General features: G+C 65.5%; 20 protein-coding genes. 16 read left to right on the forward strand and 4 right to left on the reverse strand.

The window, feature by feature from the left end; translation table 11 throughout:
• The first annotated feature begins 66 nt into the window (after positions 1 to 66).
• The 7 genes from BRPE64_RS16670 (at position 67) to BRPE64_RS16695 (ending at position 5342) form a co-directional block, all read left to right on the forward strand.
• Entirely contained in the window at positions 67 to 1026 is a 960-nt protein-coding gene (locus BRPE64_RS16670; RefSeq protein ID WP_044042722.1) for a 4-hydroxyproline epimerase, read from the forward strand.
• Entirely contained in the window at positions 1023 to 2174 is a 1152-nt protein-coding gene (locus tag BRPE64_RS16675) for an NAD(P)/FAD-dependent oxidoreductase (RefSeq protein WP_016354646.1), read from the forward strand. Before BRPE64_RS16670 ends, BRPE64_RS16675 begins: the two co-directional genes overlap by 4 nt.
• On the forward strand, positions 2167 to 2415 hold the full coding sequence (locus BRPE64_RS16680; protein ID WP_016354647.1) for a (2Fe-2S)-binding protein: 249 nt from the start codon (positions 2167 to 2169) through the stop codon (positions 2413 to 2415). The genes BRPE64_RS16675 and BRPE64_RS16680 overlap by 8 nt, the downstream gene beginning before the upstream one ends.
• Positions 2412 to 3698, forward strand: coding sequence for an FAD-dependent oxidoreductase (locus BRPE64_RS16685; protein ID WP_016354648.1), 1287 nt, complete (start codon positions 2412 to 2414; stop codon positions 3696 to 3698). The genes BRPE64_RS16680 and BRPE64_RS16685 overlap by 4 nt, the downstream gene beginning before the upstream one ends.
• 78 nt (positions 3699 to 3776) lie before the next feature.
• Complete coding sequence (locus BRPE64_RS16690) at positions 3777 to 4583, forward strand: AraC family transcriptional regulator (protein WP_016354649.1); 807 nt, start codon at positions 3777 to 3779, stop codon at positions 4581 to 4583.
• A gap of 110 nt (positions 4584 to 4693) precedes the next feature.
• Positions 4694 to 4921, forward strand: coding sequence for a hypothetical protein (locus tag BRPE64_RS32905; protein ID WP_144063425.1), 228 nt, complete (start codon positions 4694 to 4696; stop codon positions 4919 to 4921).
• Positions 4922 to 4931: 10 nt separating this feature from the next.
• Positions 4932 to 5342, forward strand: coding sequence for a response regulator (locus tag BRPE64_RS16695; protein WP_232519258.1), 411 nt, complete (start codon positions 4932 to 4934; stop codon positions 5340 to 5342).
• Between the two features lie 45 nt (positions 5343 to 5387).
• On the opposite strand, the gene BRPE64_RS33445 is transcribed toward BRPE64_RS16695, so the two are convergent.
• Positions 5388 to 5558 (reverse strand): hypothetical protein, encoded by a 171-nt coding sequence (locus BRPE64_RS33445; protein WP_016354652.1) that lies wholly within the window; start codon positions 5556 to 5558, stop codon positions 5388 to 5390.
• Positions 5559 to 5725: 167 nt separating this feature from the next.
• On the opposite strand from BRPE64_RS33445, the gene BRPE64_RS16700 reads away from it, so the two are divergent.
• From BRPE64_RS16700 to BRPE64_RS16710, 3 genes are all read left to right on the forward strand, one after another.
• Positions 5726 to 6397 (forward strand): glutathione S-transferase family protein, encoded by a 672-nt coding sequence (locus BRPE64_RS16700; RefSeq protein WP_044042328.1) that lies wholly within the window; start codon positions 5726 to 5728, stop codon positions 6395 to 6397.
• 106 nt (positions 6398 to 6503) lie between these two features.
• A complete protein-coding gene (locus tag BRPE64_RS16705) occupies positions 6504 to 8141 on the forward strand; it encodes an ATP-binding domain-containing protein (protein ID WP_016354654.1) in 1638 nt (545 codons plus the stop codon).
• A 3-nt stretch (positions 8142 to 8144) separates the two neighbouring features.
• On the forward strand, positions 8145 to 9986 hold the full coding sequence (locus BRPE64_RS16710) for an ATP-binding response regulator (protein ID WP_016354655.1): 1842 nt from the start codon (positions 8145 to 8147) through the stop codon (positions 9984 to 9986).
• A 21-nt stretch (positions 9987 to 10007) separates the two neighbouring features.
• Here the strand turns inward: BRPE64_RS16710 and BRPE64_RS16715 are convergent, their stop codons facing one another.
• Together BRPE64_RS16715 and BRPE64_RS32910 are read right to left on the reverse strand one after the other, a co-directional pair.
• Positions 10008 to 10862 carry a helix-turn-helix domain-containing protein gene (locus BRPE64_RS16715; RefSeq protein WP_016354656.1) on the reverse strand — a complete coding sequence of 285 codons (855 nt, stop codon included), beginning with the start codon at positions 10860 to 10862 and terminating at the stop codon, positions 10008 to 10010.
• A complete protein-coding gene (locus BRPE64_RS32910) occupies positions 10852 to 11244 on the reverse strand; it encodes a hypothetical protein (RefSeq protein ID WP_144063426.1) in 393 nt (130 codons plus the stop codon). Before BRPE64_RS32910 ends, BRPE64_RS16715 begins: the two co-directional genes overlap by 11 nt.
• Here BRPE64_RS32910 and BRPE64_RS16720 point away from each other — a divergent pair.
• A complete protein-coding gene (locus tag BRPE64_RS16720; protein WP_044042335.1) occupies positions 11243 to 11764 on the forward strand; it encodes a DUF6622 family protein in 522 nt (173 codons plus the stop codon). The genes BRPE64_RS32910 and BRPE64_RS16720 overlap by 2 nt on opposite strands.
• Before the next feature lie 7 nt (positions 11765 to 11771).
• Here BRPE64_RS16720 and BRPE64_RS16725 read toward each other — a convergent pair whose 3' ends face one another.
• Positions 11772 to 12041: a hypothetical protein gene (locus BRPE64_RS16725; protein ID WP_044042336.1), complete on the reverse strand. Its 270-nt coding sequence runs from the start codon at positions 12039 to 12041 to the stop codon at positions 11772 to 11774.
• Between the two features lie 238 nt (positions 12042 to 12279).
• Between BRPE64_RS16725 and BRPE64_RS16730 the strand changes: the two genes are divergently transcribed.
• From BRPE64_RS16730 to BRPE64_RS16750, 5 genes are all read left to right on the forward strand, one after another.
• A complete protein-coding gene (locus BRPE64_RS16730) occupies positions 12280 to 12462 on the forward strand; it encodes a hypothetical protein (RefSeq protein WP_016354659.1) in 183 nt (60 codons plus the stop codon).
• A 242-nt stretch (positions 12463 to 12704) separates the two neighbouring features.
• A complete protein-coding gene (locus tag BRPE64_RS16735; RefSeq protein WP_044042338.1) occupies positions 12705 to 13466 on the forward strand; it encodes an SDR family NAD(P)-dependent oxidoreductase in 762 nt (253 codons plus the stop codon).
• A 37-nt stretch (positions 13467 to 13503) separates the two neighbouring features.
• The gene (locus tag BRPE64_RS16740; RefSeq protein ID WP_016354661.1) at positions 13504 to 14838 is read left to right on the forward strand and encodes an MFS transporter; all 1335 of its coding nucleotides are present in this window, start codon (positions 13504 to 13506) and stop codon (positions 14836 to 14838) included.
• Between the two features lie 29 nt (positions 14839 to 14867).
• A complete protein-coding gene (gene rhmD / locus BRPE64_RS16745) occupies positions 14868 to 16046 on the forward strand; it encodes an L-rhamnonate dehydratase (protein WP_016354662.1) in 1179 nt (392 codons plus the stop codon).
• 26 nt (positions 16047 to 16072) lie between these two features.
• Positions 16073 to 16855 (forward strand): SDR family NAD(P)-dependent oxidoreductase, encoded by a 783-nt coding sequence (locus tag BRPE64_RS16750; RefSeq protein WP_016354663.1) that lies wholly within the window; start codon positions 16073 to 16075, stop codon positions 16853 to 16855.
• The last annotated feature ends 1 nt before the right edge of the window (position 16856 follow it).

A 16856-nucleotide genomic window follows, 5' to 3' on the forward strand; every position in this document is an offset into this window, starting at 1 on the left:
CCTATGCCGATATCGTCATCAAAACCGTCCAGCCGCTTCAAGACGTCCGGCGCGCGCATTTCTAGGATAGGCGGCATGAAAACCATCGACATCATCGACTCGCACACGGGCGGCGAGCCCACGCGCCTCGTGCTCGCGGGCGGCCCGGATCTGGGCGGCGGCACGCTCGCGCAACGGCTCGACGCATTCCGCACGCGCCACGATTACTGGCGTCGCGCCATCGTCACGGAGCCGCGCGGCTCGGACGTGATGGTCGGCGCGCTGCTCTGCGAACCCGACGATCCGGCTGCGGCGGCGGGCGTCATCTTCTTCAACAACGTCGGCTATCTCGGCATGTGCGGACACGGCACGATCGGGCTCGTCGCGTCGCTCGCCTACGCGGGCAAAATTGCGCCGGGGCGGCATCGGATCGACACGCCGGTCGGTCCCGTCGATGCGACGCTCAACGCGAACGGCAGCGTCAGCGTGCGCAATGTGCCGGCGTATCGGCACCGGCGCGCGGTGACGGTCGATGTGCCCGGCCACGGTCCGCTCGCGGGCGATGTCGCGTGGGGCGGCAACTGGTTCTTTCTCGTGGCCGATCACGGGCGGGAACTGACGCCCGCGCATCTCGGCGCGCTGACCGCGTTCACCGAGGCGATCCGCGACGCGCTGCACGCGCAGGGCATCACGGGCGCCGGTGGCGCGTACATCGACCATATCGAGCTGTTCGCGGATTCGCCGGTCGCGGGCATCGACAGCCGCAACTTCGTGCTGTGCCCGGGCAGCGCCTACGACCGCTCGCCGTGCGGCACGGGAACCAGCGCGAAACTCGCGTGCCTCGCGGCTGACGGCGTGCTCGAACCGGGCGCGGTGTGGCGTCAGGAAAGCATCATCGGCAGCGTGTTCGAGGGCAGCTACGCCATCGACGGCGACACGCTCGTGCCGACCATCACCGGCTACGCGCACATCATGGGCGAAGGGCGTCTCGTTTTCGACGAACGCGATCCGTTCGTGCACGGCATCGGGGACGCGGCGAAGGCATGACGGCGGATGTGATCGTGGTCGGCGCGGGCATCGTCGGGGCCGCCTGCGCGGCGGAACTGGCGCAGCGCGGGCTCGCGGTGGACGTGCTGGACGCGCGCGGCATCGGTGGCGGCGCGACGGCGGCGGGCATGGGCCATATCGTCGTGATGAACGACACGCCCGCCGAGTTCGCGCTGGCGCTTGCGTCGCGCGAACTGTGGCTCGCGCTTTCGCCGGATTTGCGCGCGCGCGATGCGTTCTCTCGCTGCGGCACGCTCTGGGTCGCCGAAGACGAAGCCGAACTCGACGCCGCCCGCGCCATGCACGCCGCGTTCGCGGCGGCGGGCGTGCGTGCGCGCATGCTCGACGCGGCCGCGCTGCGCGACGCGGAACCGTCGCTCAGTCACGCGATGCAAGGCGGCCTCGTCATCGACGACGACGCCATCGTCTACGCGCCCGCCGCGGCGCAATGGCTCCTGACGTGCTCGCCAGCCGCGAGCCGCATTCGCATGTTGGCCGGCTGCGCGGTTCACGCGGTCGATGCGAACGAAGCGCACGCAAGCGTTACGCTGAAAGGCGGCGAGCGTCGCACGGCGGCGCATGTTGTCGTCGCCAATGGGCTTGACGCGGCGACGCTGATCGCGGGCGTGCCGCTCGAAGCGAAGAAGGGGCACTTGCTGATAACCGACCGCTATCCCGGCGCGCTCGCGCATCAGGTGCTGGAACTCGGCTACATCAAGAGCGCGCATCACGCGCGTGGCACGTCGGTCGCGTTCAACGCGCAGCCGCGTCCGACCGGACAAGTGTTGCTCGGCTCGTCGCGCCAGTTCGGCACGCGCGATCCGGCCGTCGAATTCGACGTGCTCGCCGCCATGCTCGCGCGCGCGACGCGCTATCTGCCCGGCATCGGCGCGCTGAACGCGATCCGCGCGTGGACCGGCTTTCGCGCGGCCTCGCCCGACGGCTTGCCGCTGATCGGCCCGGCGCGCTTTCCGGGCGATCGTCTGTGGCTGGCCGCGGGTCACGAAGGGCTCGGCGTGACGACGTCGCTCGGCACCGCGAAGCTGATTGCGGCGCAACTTCTCGGCGATGCGTCCCTTCCGTTTGCGCTGCCCGACGCGAACGCCTTCGCGCCGCAACGCTTCGCCACGGAGCCCGCCGATGGCTGATCTCGTCAGCGTGACGATCGACGGCGAACGGCTCACGGTGTCCGCGTTCACGACGGTCACGGCAGCTCTCGCGCTGGCCGGCGTGCGCGCGACGCGCCGCTCGGTCACCGGCGCGCCGCGCGCCGCGTTGTGCGGCATGGGCGTGTGTCACGAATGCCGCGTGACGGTCGATGGCCGCGCGCACGTGCTCGGCTGTCAGACGCTGTGCCGCGAGGGCCAGACAATCGAGACCGGCCGATGACGATCGAACATGCCGATATCGCGATCGTCGGCGCGGGTCCGGCGGGCCTGAGCGCGGCGCGGATCGCGGCACAGTCGGGCGCGCGCGTCGTGCTCATCGACGACAATCCGCGTCCCGGCGGACAGATCTGGCGTCAGGGGCCGACGCTCGCGCCCGCAGCGCAACTGCGCCGATGGCTCGACGAGACACGCGCGCAGCCGAACCTCGTCGTCATGAACGCGACGAAAGTCGGCGCCGCGCCGGGCGACAAAGCGCTGTTGCTGGAGCGCGAAGGCGCGCCGCTCACGCTGCGGTATTCGAAGCTGATTCTCGCGACGGGTGCACGCGAGCGCCTCTTGCCGTTCGAAGGCTGGACCTTGCCCGGCGTGACCGGCGCGGGCGGCTTGCAGGCGCTCGTCAAGGGCGGTTTGCCGGTGCGCGGCGAGCGCATTGTCGTGGCGGGGAGCGGGCCGCTGCTGCTCGCCGTCGCGGATACGGCGCGCCGTCACGGCGCCGATGTGCGCGCGGTGATCGAACAGGCGCCGCTCGGGCGCGTCGCGAAGTTCGTCGCGTCGCTCGCGTGGACGCCGGGCAAGCTCGCGCAGGCCGTGGCGCTCGGGGTCGCGTGTTATCGCACGGAAAGCGTTGTCGTGAAGGCGCACGGCGCGACGCGCGTCGAAGCGGTCACGATCCGCACGCGCGGGCTCGATACGACGATCGCGGCAGACCGCATTGCGTGCGGTTACGGGCTCGTGCCGAATGCGCTGCTGGCGCTGGCACTCGGATGCGCGATCGATGCCGCTGACGGCGCTGACGGAGCGATTCGCGTCGACGCCACGCAACGCACTTCGCTCGACGATATTTTCGCGGCGGGCGAATGCACGGGCATCGGCGGAATGGAGTTGGCGAGCGTGGAGGGCGCGCTCGCGGCGCATGCGGCGCTCGCCCTTCCTGCCGATGCAAGATTGATACGCGAGCGCGAGCGCGATCGCTGGCGCGCGTTTGCCGGGCGCGTCGCGCGGGCGTTCGAACTCGGCGCCGCCGCACGCGCGATGCCGCCCGCCGACACCGTGCTGTGCCGCTGCGAAGACGTGACGCTCGGCGAAGTTGCCCGGCACGCGGACTGGCGCGACGCGAAATTGCACACGCGCTGCGGCATGGGACCGTGTCAGGGACGCGTGTGTGGCGAGGCGGCGTCCGTCTGGTTCGGCTGGCCGCGTGCGAGCGTGCGCCCGCCGTTTGCGCCGGTGCGCATCGACACGCTGATCGCCGCGCGCGCTGCGGCCGGGCCGCCGGATGCGTAGTCTAGTGGGGCCAGCGCCAATTTTGTCGGCGTCGGCGCGCTCCTATAATCGGTCGCCTGCAACTCACATTGAACCTGCATGACGAGCTCGACGGCCACGCCACAGATCGCGCCACCGCCGGCATCGACGCTCGCCGACATGCTGGCGCATTTCGCGCTGCTCGCACCGGTGTTCGACGCGATGCCCGATATCGTGTTCTTCGTGAAAGATCGCGAGGCGCGCTATGCGATGGTCAACCGCACGCTCGCGCGCCGCTGCGGCCACAAGGACGACAAGTCGGCGCTGCTCGGCAAGACCGCGGAGGACGTGTTTCCGCGCCGGTTCGGGCGCATCTATACGGCGCAGGATCAGGCGATCATCGCGCAGGGACATCAGCTGATCGACCAGCTCGAACTGCATCTTTATCCGGGACGCGAGCCCGGCTGGTGCATGACCTGCAAGCAGCCGCTGCACGACAGCCACGGGAATATCGTCGGACTGGCGGGGATATCGCGCGATCTGCAGGCGGCCGAGGGCACACATCCGGCTTACAGCCGGCTGGCGGCCGTGGTCCAGCACATCCAGGAAAACTTCGTGCAGCCGCTCAATATGCGGCAACTTGCGCGGATGGCGAACATGTCGATTGCGCAGCTCGAACGCTATTTCCACAAGGTCTTTCATCTGACGCCGCGCCAGGTGCTGCTGAAAACGCGGCTCGACGCCGCAACCGCGCTGCTGGTTACGCACGAGCGCGTCACCGATGTCGCGGCGCTGTGCGGCTACACCGATCACAGTGCGTTCACGCGTCAGTTCAAGGCGACTGTGGGCATTACGCCGAGCGAATATCGCGCGTTGCTGCAACCGGCCACAACGCGCCCCGATTCCGCGCGGGAGGCAAAAGTCTGACGGGAAATCGGGACAGGGTTGCTGCCGGAATTACACGGTCGTGCTTGCGACTGTGGTCGGCGTGCACCGGAAAGCGGCGCGCAGGCCTGTCCGGTAAGGCTTTTCGGCCGATGAGCGCAGATCGGTCCGGTTTTTGCTCAATCTGGCTCGCGACGACCGGGCAGAATTTCTGCCGGAGCCGTCAAAACCGCGAGGCGTTCCGCACCGGCGTACGCGCGGCAAAAATAGCGGTGCGTTCGGAATTCCCGCCGCGTTTTCGTGTCAACAAGAGCGCGCAGTGGCGCTCGATGCGGCGAGCCGTGGAGACCGTCGCGAGAATTCCGTTTTTGGCAGTGTGAAAAGAACATCATGAGCGAAGTAGCAAGACTGGGGCATATGCGGATCGTGCTGATCGAAGACGATCCCGAGAGCAGGGCATCGTTGCAAATGTTGCTGGAAGAAGAAGGTGCCGACGTAATCGCCGTACCCGACGCCGAAGACGGCGCGCAAGCGGCGATCGAGCATCTTCCCGATGCCGTCATCTGCGATCTCGACCTACCCGAAATGGACGGTTTCTATCTCATCCAACGTTTGCGCGACCACGAAATACGCGGCAACCTGCCGCCTTCCGTGGCGATCGCGTTGACGGGACACGGCGGCGAAGAGTACCGCCTGCGAAGTATCGGCGAGGGCTTTCAGCACTTCATGACCAAGCCGGTTCACCCCGACGAACTCGTCACGCTGATTCAGGATGCCGTGGGCGCGCGCGTGGTGACTTGATGTGACGTGAAGTCACCGGCGGCGCGCCGCGTGTGTATGAAGACGTTATGAACGGTCGCGATTGCGTGCGCGCGTTGCGCCCGTAATCACGGCGATGCCCAGCATGATGACGGCGACGATCATGATCGTATGCTGCGACACGTGCATCGCGACCAGTCCCCACGACACGCCGCCGATCAGGATCAGCCAGCCCACAAGATAAATGATCAACGTCATCGAGTTCTCCTTTTCTCGTCGTCTCATTGTTCAATGGTAGCCGCCCGTCAGCATCGTGCGGCTTTCATGAAAGGGTTCTATCCTTTCGACGCCCGGGCGTGCGTGAGTTCCGTTGATGCAAGGGGCGTACCGCTGGCGGCGTCGCCGGTTATAACTAAGAGAAAAGTATGCTGACAGTCCACCACCTCAACAACTCCCGCTCGCAGCGCGTGCTCTGGATGCTCGAAGAACTCGGCGTCGAATATGAGCTGAAGCGCTATCAGCGCGATCCGCAGACGATGCTCGCGCCGCCCGAACTGCGCGCGGTGCATCCGCTCGGCAAGTCGCCGGTCGTCACCGACGGCGATCTGACGCTCGCCGAATCCGGCGCGATCATCGAATATCTCGTCGATCGTTACGGCGAAGGGCGCTTCTCGCCGCCGCCGGGAACCTCGCCCGAACGCGTGCGCTACAACTACTGGATGCACTACGCCGAAGGTTCGGCAATGCCGCCGCTGCTGCTCAAGCTCGTCGCGCGGCGTCTTGAGAGCGCGAAGATGCCGTTCTTCGCGAAGCCGATTGCGCGGCGCATCGCGCAGACGATGCAGAGCAGTTTCATCGATCCGCAACTGAAGCTGCACTTCGGGTATATCGAGGCCGAACTCGCGAAGTCGCCGTGGTTCGTGGGCGACACGTTCAGCGCCGCCGACGTGCAAATGAGCTTCCCGCTCGAAACCGGCAGCCAGCGCGCGGGCGCGAAGTCGCTGCCGCACGTCCGTGAGTTTCTCGAACGGATCCACGCGAGGCCGGCTTACCGGCGCGCGCTGGAACGCGGCGGCCGCTACGACTTCGCGAGTTAGCCCGTTAGCGGGTTAGCCGGTTAGCCATTCGGCCGACCTGCCGGACCACGCGGCGCGTTGCGTACAATGGCCTGCACGACGCAACCCTCAAGCTCCAAGGCCACGCATGGCTCGAATCGTTCCCGACGACTGGAAAAACCTCGCCGCAACCGGCGCCGCGGCGCGCGAACTCGAAACGCTCGCGATGCTCGAAAAGCTGCCCGACGACTACACGGTCTATCACGGCGTTCACTGGACGCGCGTCAACGAAGGCTTCTCCGTGTTCGGCGAGGCAGACTTCGTGGTTGTTGCGCCGTCCGGGCGCGTGCTGATGATCGAGCAGAAAGCCGGCTTCCTGCGCGAAACCGGCGCGGGACTCGTGAAGGTGTATCTGCAGAAGGAGCGCAACGTGGCCATTCAACTGGCACGCACGCTCGAAAACCTGCATCGGCGGTTCACGGCGGCGTTTGGCGCGGGCACGTACCGAATCGAGGAACTGCTGTATTGCCCGGACTATGCGGTGAAAGATGCCGCGATCGCGGGTGTCGCGCCCGCGCGCATCGTCGATGCAAGCCGCAAGTCGCAGCTTGCGCGCGTCGTGCTCGACATCCTGCCGCCGGACGAGCCGCGCTTCGAATCGGCGGCGCGCATCCATCACTTTCTCGCCGATGAACTCTCGCTCACGCCCGACACCAACGCGCTAGTCGGCGCGGCCAACACGCTCGTCACGCGGCTGTCGGGCGGGCTCGCGACGTGGGCACGCCGTCTCGAATTCGAGCCGTTTCGCCTGCGCGTGATCGCGACCGCCGGCGCGGGCAAGACGCAACTCGCCGTGCGGGTCATGCGCGACGCGCTGGCGCAGGGCAAGAGCGTGCTCTACGTGTGCTTCAACCGGCCGCTCGCCGACCATATCCGCGCGATCGCGCCGCCGGAGGCGAAGATCGCGAACTACCATCAACTGAGCGCGGCCGTGGCGCGCGATGCGGGCAGCCCGCCCGACTTCAGCCAGCCCGACGTGTTCGCGACGCTCGAAGAGCGCTTCGCGGCGGTGCCCGTGCCGGAGCACTGGAAGACCGATGTATTGATCGTCGATGAAGGCCAGGATTTTCAGGCCGCATGGGTCGGGGCCCTCGAACGCCTCCTCAACCCTGACGGCGCGTGGTGGTGGCTCGAAGATCCCATGCAGAACCTCTATCTGCGCGAGCCGGTGCCGCTGCCCGGCTGGACCATCCTGCGCGAAACCACGAATTACCGCAGTCCGCGCGACCTGCTCGGCTTTATCCGCAGGATCGTCGGTCCGGGTGTGCCGATCGATGCAGGCAGCCCGTTCGACGGTTCCGATGTGAGCATCTCGACCTACGAGGACGGTCATCCCGAGGAAATCGTCGAGGCGACGAAGCGCGCCATCACGCAGGCGCTGTCGCTCGGCTTTCGCAAGCAGGACATCGCCGTGCTGTCGTTTCGCGGCCGCGAGGGATCGGCGCTCACGGCCGTCGAGCAACTCGGGCCGCATCGGCTGCGCGCCTTCACCGGTTCGTACGATCTCTTCGGCAACCCGGAGTATCGCGAGGGCGACGTGCTGCTCGAATCGATCTACCGCTTCAAGGGGCAATCCGCGCCGTGCGTGATTCTCACGGAAGTCGATTTCGACACGCTCGACGAGCAGGCCGCGCGCAAGATCTTCGTCGGCGCGACGCGGGCGACCATGAAGCTGATCGTCGTCGCGTCCGGGCGGGCGGCGCAGGCCATCGAAGCGCTTCAGTGAAAGATGGCCGTCTCGAGCACTGAACCGTCTCAGCGCACCCACGCCGCGCGTCCCTGGTTCCGCCGCCTCTGGTATGCGGCGCTGATCGCGCTCGCCGTCGCGCCGCCGATCGGCGCGGTCGGCTACATGCTGTATTCGGGCTTGCTCGCGCGCGAGACGCACCGGCTCGTCGTGCCTTACGACGTCTACTGGGACGCCGCACAGTTTCAGATCGCCTATGTGCGCTTCGAGAACCATGTGCTGCTGTACCGCAACGGCGTGGACGAAGACGCCGACGCCGTGCGCGCGAGCTATCGGCTGTTGCGCGCGCGGCTGTCGCAGGTGTCGGAGTTGCCGGATCTCGCGGGCGGGCGCGAGGCGCTCTTCAACCGTCAGCGGGAAATCCTGCGGCAGTTGCAGACCGCGCTCGATTCGATCCAGGTCGATGTCGAAGCGTTTCAGACCGAGCGCCAGCGCACCTTGCGCGTGGTGGGCGTGCTGCGCCAGAACGCGCCGGTCGTCGCGGAACTGGCGAGCGGCCGGCGGCTGATGGACATCGACGAACGCGAAGCGATCGTGCGCGATTTCGAGACCAAGCGCCGCTATCTGATTCTGGGCGGCATTCTGCTCGGGCTGCTGTCGGCGGCGGCAACCCTGCTGCTGCTCTTCAACGGCTACCGGCGCACGCGCCTGATCGAGCAGCAGCGCGCGGCGCTCACGGCCGAGCATCAGGCAACGCGCGCAGCGCGCGAGGCTGGCTTTGCGAAGGACACCTTCCTCGGCATGATCAGCCACGAACTGCGTACTCCGTTGCACGCGATCGTCTCGTCGGTCGAACTGCTCGGCCTGAATCTGCGCGGCGAGGCGGACCGCAAGATCATTCATCGGCTGGAGGCGGGCGCGCGTCATCTCGAAGCCCAAATGCGCGATCTGACCGACTACGCGCGGCTCGGCGCGGGCAAGCTCGAGTTGCGCATGACCGTCTTCGATCCGGTCGAACTGCTCGATTCGATCGTCGACGCGAACACGCCCGCCGCAAGCGCGAAGGCGCTGGAATTGCGCGGCGACTATGCGGGCGAGCGCGGCCCGATCGAATCCGATCCACATCGCGTGCGGCAGATCGTCACGAATCTCGTGACCAACGCGATCAAATACACCGAGTCCGGTTCGATCGACGTGCATTTTGCGCGCGCGGAAAAGCGCCTCGACATCTCCGTGGTCGACACCGGTCCGGGCATTTCCCGCGAACAGTTGCCGTTGATCTTTCAGGAATTTACGCAGCTCGATTCGTCGAGCACGCGGCGCTTCGACGGCGCGGGCATGGGGCTCGCGGTCGTGCGCGGTCTCGTCGATCTGCTGGGCGGGTCGATCGAAGTGTCGAGCGAAGTGGGGCAGGGCGCGGCGTTTCGCGTGAGCGTGCCCGTGGTCGCGGCGGAGCATCTTCCGGAACGCGGCGAGCAGGACGCCGATGCGCCCGCGCTCGCCAGATCGCGCGTGCTGGTGATCGACGACCACGAGACAATCCGCGAATCGTTGATGGAGATGCTCACGCATCTGGGCTATTCCGTCGTCGCGATGCCGGACGTGGACAGCGGGCTCGCCTGGCTGCGCGCCAACGACGCCGACGTGATCCTCGCCGACCTGCACATGCCCGGCAAGGACGGATACTCGTTCGCGAACGAGTATCGCGCCCGCAGCGCGCCGGGAGCGAGTGTGCCGATCATCGCGGTGAGCGCGTATGCGCCCGAACTGGTCGATCCGAGCGCGGCGGTTCTGTTCTTCGACTATTTGCTGAAGCCGGTGCGCTACGAAGTCCTGAAAGGCGCCGTGCACCGCGCGGTGACGGTGCGCCGGCGTGTTACCTGACGTTTTCGGCTAACTTCGCGGCTAGCTGCGCATGAGCCGCTTGGACAGATCCGCGACGAGAATGCCGAGCCGCGCCGGCTTCTCGAAACAGGTTACGTTGTAGTCGCGAATGACCTGGCTGATCTCGGATTCGCTCGCTTTGCCGGTGGTCAGTTCGCCCGTCAGCACGAAGATGGGCGCGTCCGGATTGTCCGACTCGCGCACCGCGCGGATCGCGCCCGCCGACGTATTCACGCCGAAGAGCCAGTCGATCACGACGGCATCGAACACCTGTGCCTGAAGCGCCTCGGCGAACGCGTCGAGACCGTAGAAGGCCATCGCCGTGAAGCCGGTGCATTCGAGATAGTCGTGGAGATTGTCGGCGGAGGCGTGATCGTCGTCGACCACGGCGATTACCGGCTTGTCGGTGTCCGCGCGGCGCGGCTGAATCTCGATCTTGTGGACGTCGCACGCTTCGTACAAAAGCACGCCTTCATGCCTGCTCACGATCCAGCGGTTGTTCAGCTTCTGCGCGATGAAATCCGGACGGCTGCCCGCATCGAGCGAATTGCCCACCCACGCCATGCAGGGAATCTCCAGCGAACCGAGTTTGAGCACGGCGTCGTGCGCGGTGCCTTCGGTTTCGTCGGGGCGAGTGTTGATGGAATCGAAGAGCTTGAGCGCGGGCTCGTCGAACGCATCCGCGACCCGGCGGATCTGCGCGAGCGTCCACGGACTATTGCCGCGCAACTTGCGGTGGCCTTGCGAGAAGCTCAGATCGAGGATGCGGCACAACTCGGCGGTCTGCTGCCGTTTCCCGATGCCGTGGCGGTTCATAAGCTCGCGCACGCGTTCCGCGACGGCGAGCGATTCTGAAGAAGATGTTTCAGTGACCATACTGCCAGTCGGATGCGTGTGAGTGGGACTGCTCAAGACTGCGGGAAGCAGGGTTCGATGCGGGCCGCACGGACCACGAGCAGTCGATGCCACATTGTAAATGGCGCAGGTCCGCCCATTCAAAACGGGATGAGCGAAGCCGCACGATGCGCGGGCGTTTTTCGACCGTTTTTTCAACCCGCGCGCGTTCGGCAGAGGAATGGAGACGCCGCGGTCGATCAATCTTTACAGTGGAAATATATCTTGACCACGAGCAGTCGTCAAAAGCAAAATGTGTCCACTGTAAAGATTGGCGGCGCGAAAGATCTTCGATCCCGGCGATCGCGCTCGCCGTCGTCGAAAACCGGATCAATCGCGTCGTTGCGGTCAGGAGAAACATCATGTCTTTTCAGGATATTTTGCTGGGTACGCCAACCTGGGTTTGGGTTCTGCTCGTTGTGCTGGTTGCGCGCGGCATGCAGGCGCTCAAGGGCGGTACCACGCCGCTCGCAAAACGCGGCCTCATGCCGGCCGTGTTTGCCGGTTGGGGCGTGCTGCATTTGCTGACGGAACGGGCGGCTGGCTGGGACACGGCAATGATGTGGATCGTCGGTGCCGCGCTGGGCGCGTGCATCGGGGCTGCGCTCGCGAAGAAAAGCGGCATGACGGTGGATCGGGCGCGACGCACGGTCACGCTGCCGGGTTCCGCCATTCCGCTCGTGTTGATTCTCGTGACCTTCGCGATGAAGTTCTGGATCGGCTTCGAACTCGCGACGGCGACGAATATCGGCCCGGATTCGATGTACATCGTGCTGAACGGACTGGTGTCCGGCACGGTGGCAGGAATCTTCGCGGGACGTTTCCTGATTTACTGGCTGGCGCTGCGGCCGTCGGCGACACCGGCCTTGAGCGGCTGCGAGTGAGCGTGCGTCACGCCAAAGCAGGCGCGCGTTCTCTTTGCGTCGATGGCGCGACGGGGATTTCGTCCAGCAGGGTCGAGAGCTGATGCTCGACGCCGTTTCCGCTGAACTCGCGCAGCGTGGCGAGCAGCGTGCGCCACGGCGCGGGCCAGCGCGTCTCACGCATGCAGCGCCCGTTGGCGTCGGTGATGCGCAGGAGGGTTGTGTCGGGGAAATAGGTGAGGGTGACGGGCATCCCGTCGAGTACGCAGGTGGCAGTGCAGGCTTTCGGAGTGAACATGCTTGGTTGGGGCTGGGTTGTTGTATGCGCAGGTCGGCGCGGTTTTAAGATTCATCTAATCGATGCCAGCAAAAGCAACTCCCGTGCCCAGCGCGGAACAATGCGCTGCAATCTTCCGGGGAATCGTCGCAGTCCGAAAACAGGTTCGAGGCAATTGAATGGAGTATTGACGTTTTTCACGGCAATAGGCGGACGAATACGTAATAGACTGAGATCCAAGTTCTTTTGGAGATCTGCCGTGTTGCTTGCTGTTCTTTTGCTTTCGCCTCTTGGAATCGTCGCCCTTTTTACGTTCGCGCTCTTCGCCGATAAGAAATTCAGGGATTCATTCACCGGTCAGAGTGAAGGTCTGACCGGCTTCCGCGCTGTCAATGCGCAACGGGCCGGGTCATCGGTGCGGCACATGCCCGAGAAGTTCTGAGCCCGAACGTTTATTCAAGATCGAGAATCGAGAAATTCAATTTTCAGCGGACTTAGGGTCACCCCAATTTAAAAAATCCTAACGGGTGACGCTGCATTGTCGTTTGCAAACGCGCCGCTGCCATCGATCCGCTTTTGCTATCGAACGATCGCCCTTTCGAATTGTTGCGCTATTGGCGCGGGACTATAGTGCCTGTCACGGCACGGACGCCGCATCAAACGAACAACGAAAGGAGACGCTTCATGAACCGTATCGACCTGGCGGATCGCACAGTGATCATCACGGGCGGCGCGCGCGGCATCGGCCTTGCGGTGGCTGAACGCGCGCTGGAATCGGGCGCCGATGTTTCGCTGTGGGATGTCGACGGCGAGCGCCTGCAGCGCACCACCGCCGAACTCTCGGCGAAGCACGCCGAGCGCAAAATCACCGACGCCGTGGTCGAGCTGACCGACGAAGCCTCCGTCGAGGCCGCTGCCAGGAAAACTTTCGCCGCGCACGGGCGGATCGACGTGCTCGTCAACAACGCGGGCATCACCGGCGGTAACGGCGCCACGTGGGAACTCGCGCCGGACGTGTGGCGCCGCGTGATCGACGTCAATCTCATCGGGCCGTATCTGACGTGCCGCGCGGTCGTGCCGCACATGCTGAAGGCGGGCTATGGGCGCATCGTCAACATTGCGTCGATTGCGGGCAAGGAAGGCAATCCGAACGCGTCGCACTACAGCGCGTCGAAAGCCGGTCTGATCGGGCTGACAAAATCGCTCGGCAAGGAACTCGCGGGCAAGAACATTCTCGTGAACGCCGTCACTCCCGCTGCCGCCAAGACCGAAATCTTCGATTCGATGTCGCAGCAGCACATCGACTACATGCTCTCCAAGATCCCGATGAACCGCTTCCTGCAGCCGCAGGAGGCCGCGTCGCTGATTCTGTGGCTCGCGTCCGAAGACTGCGCATTCAGCACGGGCGCGGTGTTCGACCTCTCGGGCGGGCGCGCGACTTATTGAGCGCGGCGGCTTCTCACCGAGCCCTCAGGAGACACACATGAATCGATCCGCAAGCGCGGAAGGCGCCGTCACGTCCCGCGTGATGCGCCGCCTGTTGCCGTTTCTGCTGCTCATGTACGTGCTCGCGTTTCTCGATCGCGCGAACATCGGTTTCGCGCAGAAGGCGCTGCAGCAGGACACCGGCCTCACGAACGCCGCGTTCGCGTTCGGCGCGGGCGTGTTTTTTATCGGCTATGCGCTGTTCGAAGTGCCGAGCAACCTGCTGTTGCATCGCGTCGGCGCGAAGTTGTGGATGTGCCGCATCATGGTGACGTGGGGTCTCGTCTCGGCGGCGATGGCCTTCGCACATTCCGCAACCACGTTCTACGTGCTGCGCTTTCTGCTCGGCGTGGCGGAGGCGGGGTTCTTCCCGGGCATCGTCTATTACCTGACGCGCTGGTTTCCGCAATCGTCGCGGGCGCGCGCGCTCGGCGTGTTCTATTTCGGCGCACCGCTCGCGTTCATCTTCGGCGCGCCGCTGTCCGGCTTGTTGCTCGATCTGCACGGCGCGCTCGGCTTCAAGGGCTGGCAGTGGTTGTTTCTGATCGAAGGGCTGATGGCGTCGATCGTCGGCGTGTGGGCGTTCTGGTATCTCGACGACGATCCCGCGAAAGCCCGCTGGCTCACGCACGAACAACGCGCGCTGCTCGTCGCGCGCCTCACCGACGACGCGCGCGCCGCGACTTCGCACGGTCCGCGCAGCGTGCTGGCGGCGCTGGTCGATCCGCGCGTGCTGGTGCTGTGCTGCGTCTACTTCCTGATTCAGGCGGCGGTGTACGGCGTCGTTTTTTATCTGCCGCAACAGGTGTCGGCGCTGCTCGGCACGAAAGTGGGCTTGCGCGTCGGGCTCGTGACGGCGTTGCCGTGGATCGCGGCCGTCATCGTGACGTGGATCGTTCCGCGTTACGCCGATCGCACCGGCAAGCACCGCGTTTGCGCCGTCGCGCTCCTCGTGATGTCGGGTGTCGCGATCGCGGTGTCGGGCCTCGCGAACGCGCCGGTCGTTTCGCTGATCGCGCTGTGCTGTGCCGCGAGCGGTTTCATCGCCGCGCAACCGCTTTTCTGGACCTTTCCGACACGCTATCTGACGGGCGCGGCCGCCGCGGCCGGCATCGCGCTGATCAACTCGCTCGGCGGACTCGGCGGCTTTTTTGCGCCGATGGCCCGCACCGCCGCCGAAGCCGCCTTCCATTCGACGAGCGCCGGACTCATGGTGCTCGCGGGCGCTGCCGTGCTTGCGGCGCTGGTCATTGTCGCGCTCGTGCGCGTGCCCGAAGGCGGCGACGCTCGACCCATTGCAGACGCCGCGGCCAAGCCTGCGAAGGCGTCCTGAACAACAAAGCCAACCATTTGGAGCCCAAGATGTCCATGCCCACGATTCGCCAGGTGCGTGCCTTTACCGTTCGCGGCGGCGGCGCCGATTATCACGACCAGGGCGCCGATCACTGGATCGACGACCATATCTCGACGCCGATGTCCCGCTATCCCGAATACCGCCAGAGCCGCCAGTCGTTCGGGCTGAACGTGCTCGGCTCGCTCGTCGTCGAGATCGAGGCGAGCGACGGCACCGTCGGCTTTGCCGTGACGACGGGCGGCGAGATCGGCGCGTTCATCGTCGAGAAGCATCTGGCGCGCTTCGTCGAGGGACAGCGCGTGACCGACATCGAAAAGATGTGGGATCAGATGTTCAACGCGACGCTTTACTACGGGCGCAAGGGCATCGTGCTGAACGCGATCTCGGGCGTCGATCTCGCGCTGTGGGACCTGCTCGCGAAGGTGCGCAAGGAGCCGGTGTTCCAGTTGCTCGGCGGCCCCGTGCGCGACGAACTCCAGTTCTACGCGACCGGCGCGCGGCCGGATCTCGCCAAGGAGATGGGCTTTATCGGCGGCAAGATGCCCTTGCAGCATGGCCCGGCCGAAGGCGAGGAAGGGCTCGCGAAGAATATCGCCAAGCTCGCGGATATGCGCTCGAAAGTCGGCGACGATTTCTGGCTGATGTTCGACTGCTGGATGAGTCTCGACCTCAACTACGCGAAGCGCCTCGCGAACGCGGCGCGCGATTACGGCCTCAAGTGGATCGAGGAAGCATTGCCGCCGGACGACTATTGGGGCTATGCCGAACTGCGCCGCTCGGTGCCCGGCGGCATGATGGTGACGACCGGCGAGCACGAAGCGACACGCTGGGGCTTTCGCATGCTGTTCGAGATGGGCTGCGCGGATCTCGTGCAGCCGGACGTCGGCTGGTGCGGCGGCATCACGGAGCTCATCAAGATTTCGGCGCTCGCGGACGCGCACAATGTGCTCGTCGTGCCGCACGGGTCGTCGGTGTATAGCTATCACTTCGTCGTGACGCGTCACAACTCGCCGTTCGCCGAGTTCCTGATGATGGCGCCCAAAGCCGATCAGGTCGTGCCGATGTTCACGCCGCTCTTGCTCGACGAACCCGTGCCCGTGAACGGCCGCATGAAGGTGCCGGAAACGCCGGGCTTCGGCGTGCGGCTGAACCCCGAGTGCACGCTCACGCGGCCTTACACGCACTGATACCTATCGGCACGGAGGACACACGCATGCTGCTGGAAAACAAGGTCGTCGTGGTCACGGGCGGCTCGCGCGGTATCGGCCGGGCGATCGCGCTTGCGAGCGCACGCGAAGGCGCGGACGTCGCCATCAACTACTGGGGCGACAACGACAAATCGTACGGCAAGGAATCGGCGGTCGAATCGATCGTCGCCGAGATCGAGGCGCTCGGGCGGCGCGCAATTGCTGTCGAAGGCAATGTGGCGCTGCACGAGACCGGCATCGAACTGGTGCGACGCACGGTGCAGGCGTTCGGCCGCGTGGACGTGCTGTCGAGCAACGCGGGCATTTGCCCGTTTCACGCGTTTCTCGACATGCCGCCTTCGGTCTATGAGACCACGGTCGCCGTCAATCTGAACGGCGCGTTCTACGTGACGCAGGCCGTCGCCAATCAGATGAAGGCGCAGGGCACGGGCGGCGCAATCGTGGCGACGAGTTCGATCAGCGCGCTCGTCGGCGGCGGCATGCAGACGCACTACACGCCGACGAAGGCGGGCGTCCATTCGCTGATGCAGTCCTGCGCGATCGCGCTCGGACCGTACGGCATCCGCTGCAATTCGGTGATGCCCGGCACCATCGCGACCGATCTCAACGCCGACGATCTCGCCAACCCCGACAAGCGCGCGTATATGGAAAAGCGCATCCCGCTCGGCCGTCTCGGCGCACCCGACGACGTCGCGCAATGCGTCGTGTTCCTCGCTTCCGAACGTGCGCGCTATGTGACGGGCGCATCGCTGCTGGTGGATGGCGGTCTCTTCGTCAATCTTCAGTAAC

It is taken from the genome of Caballeronia insecticola (assembly GCF_000402035.1).
GTDB classification, from domain to species: domain Bacteria; phylum Pseudomonadota; class Gammaproteobacteria; order Burkholderiales; family Burkholderiaceae; genus Caballeronia; species Caballeronia insecticola.

Coding starts and splice junctions, on each gene's coding strand:
- BRPE64_RS16675 (WP_016354646.1), top strand. CDS start 1,023: ATGACGGCGGATGTGATCGTGGTCGGCGCGGGCATCGTCGGGGCCGCC.
- BRPE64_RS16680 (WP_016354647.1), top strand. CDS start 2,167: ATGGCTGATCTCGTCAGCGTGACGATCGACGGCGAACGGCTCACGGTG.
- BRPE64_RS16685 (WP_016354648.1), top strand. CDS start 2,412: ATGACGATCGAACATGCCGATATCGCGATCGTCGGCGCGGGTCCGGCG.
- BRPE64_RS16690 (WP_016354649.1), top strand. CDS start 3,777: ATGACGAGCTCGACGGCCACGCCACAGATCGCGCCACCGCCGGCATCG.
- BRPE64_RS32905 (WP_144063425.1), top strand. CDS start 4,694: ATGAGCGCAGATCGGTCCGGTTTTTGCTCAATCTGGCTCGCGACGACC.
- BRPE64_RS16695 (WP_232519258.1), top strand. CDS start 4,932: ATGAGCGAAGTAGCAAGACTGGGGCATATGCGGATCGTGCTGATCGAA.
- BRPE64_RS33445 (WP_016354652.1), bottom strand. CDS start 5,558: ATGACGTTGATCATTTATCTTGTGGGCTGGCTGATCCTGATCGGCGGC.
- BRPE64_RS16700 (WP_044042328.1), top strand. CDS start 5,726: ATGCTGACAGTCCACCACCTCAACAACTCCCGCTCGCAGCGCGTGCTC.
- BRPE64_RS16705 (WP_016354654.1), top strand. CDS start 6,504: ATGGCTCGAATCGTTCCCGACGACTGGAAAAACCTCGCCGCAACCGGC.
- BRPE64_RS16710 (WP_016354655.1), top strand. CDS start 8,145: ATGGCCGTCTCGAGCACTGAACCGTCTCAGCGCACCCACGCCGCGCGT.
- BRPE64_RS16715 (WP_016354656.1), bottom strand. CDS start 10,862: ATGGTCACTGAAACATCTTCTTCAGAATCGCTCGCCGTCGCGGAACGC.
- BRPE64_RS16720 (WP_044042335.1), top strand. CDS start 11,243: ATGTCTTTTCAGGATATTTTGCTGGGTACGCCAACCTGGGTTTGGGTT.
- BRPE64_RS32910 (WP_144063426.1), bottom strand. CDS start 11,244: ATGATGTTTCTCCTGACCGCAACGACGCGATTGATCCGGTTTTCGACG.
- BRPE64_RS16725 (WP_044042336.1), bottom strand. CDS start 12,041: ATGTTCACTCCGAAAGCCTGCACTGCCACCTGCGTACTCGACGGGATG.
- BRPE64_RS16735 (WP_044042338.1), top strand. CDS start 12,705: ATGAACCGTATCGACCTGGCGGATCGCACAGTGATCATCACGGGCGGC.
- BRPE64_RS16740 (WP_016354661.1), top strand. CDS start 13,504: ATGAATCGATCCGCAAGCGCGGAAGGCGCCGTCACGTCCCGCGTGATG.
- rhmD (WP_016354662.1), top strand. CDS start 14,868: ATGTCCATGCCCACGATTCGCCAGGTGCGTGCCTTTACCGTTCGCGGC.
- BRPE64_RS16750 (WP_016354663.1), top strand. CDS start 16,073: ATGCTGCTGGAAAACAAGGTCGTCGTGGTCACGGGCGGCTCGCGCGGT.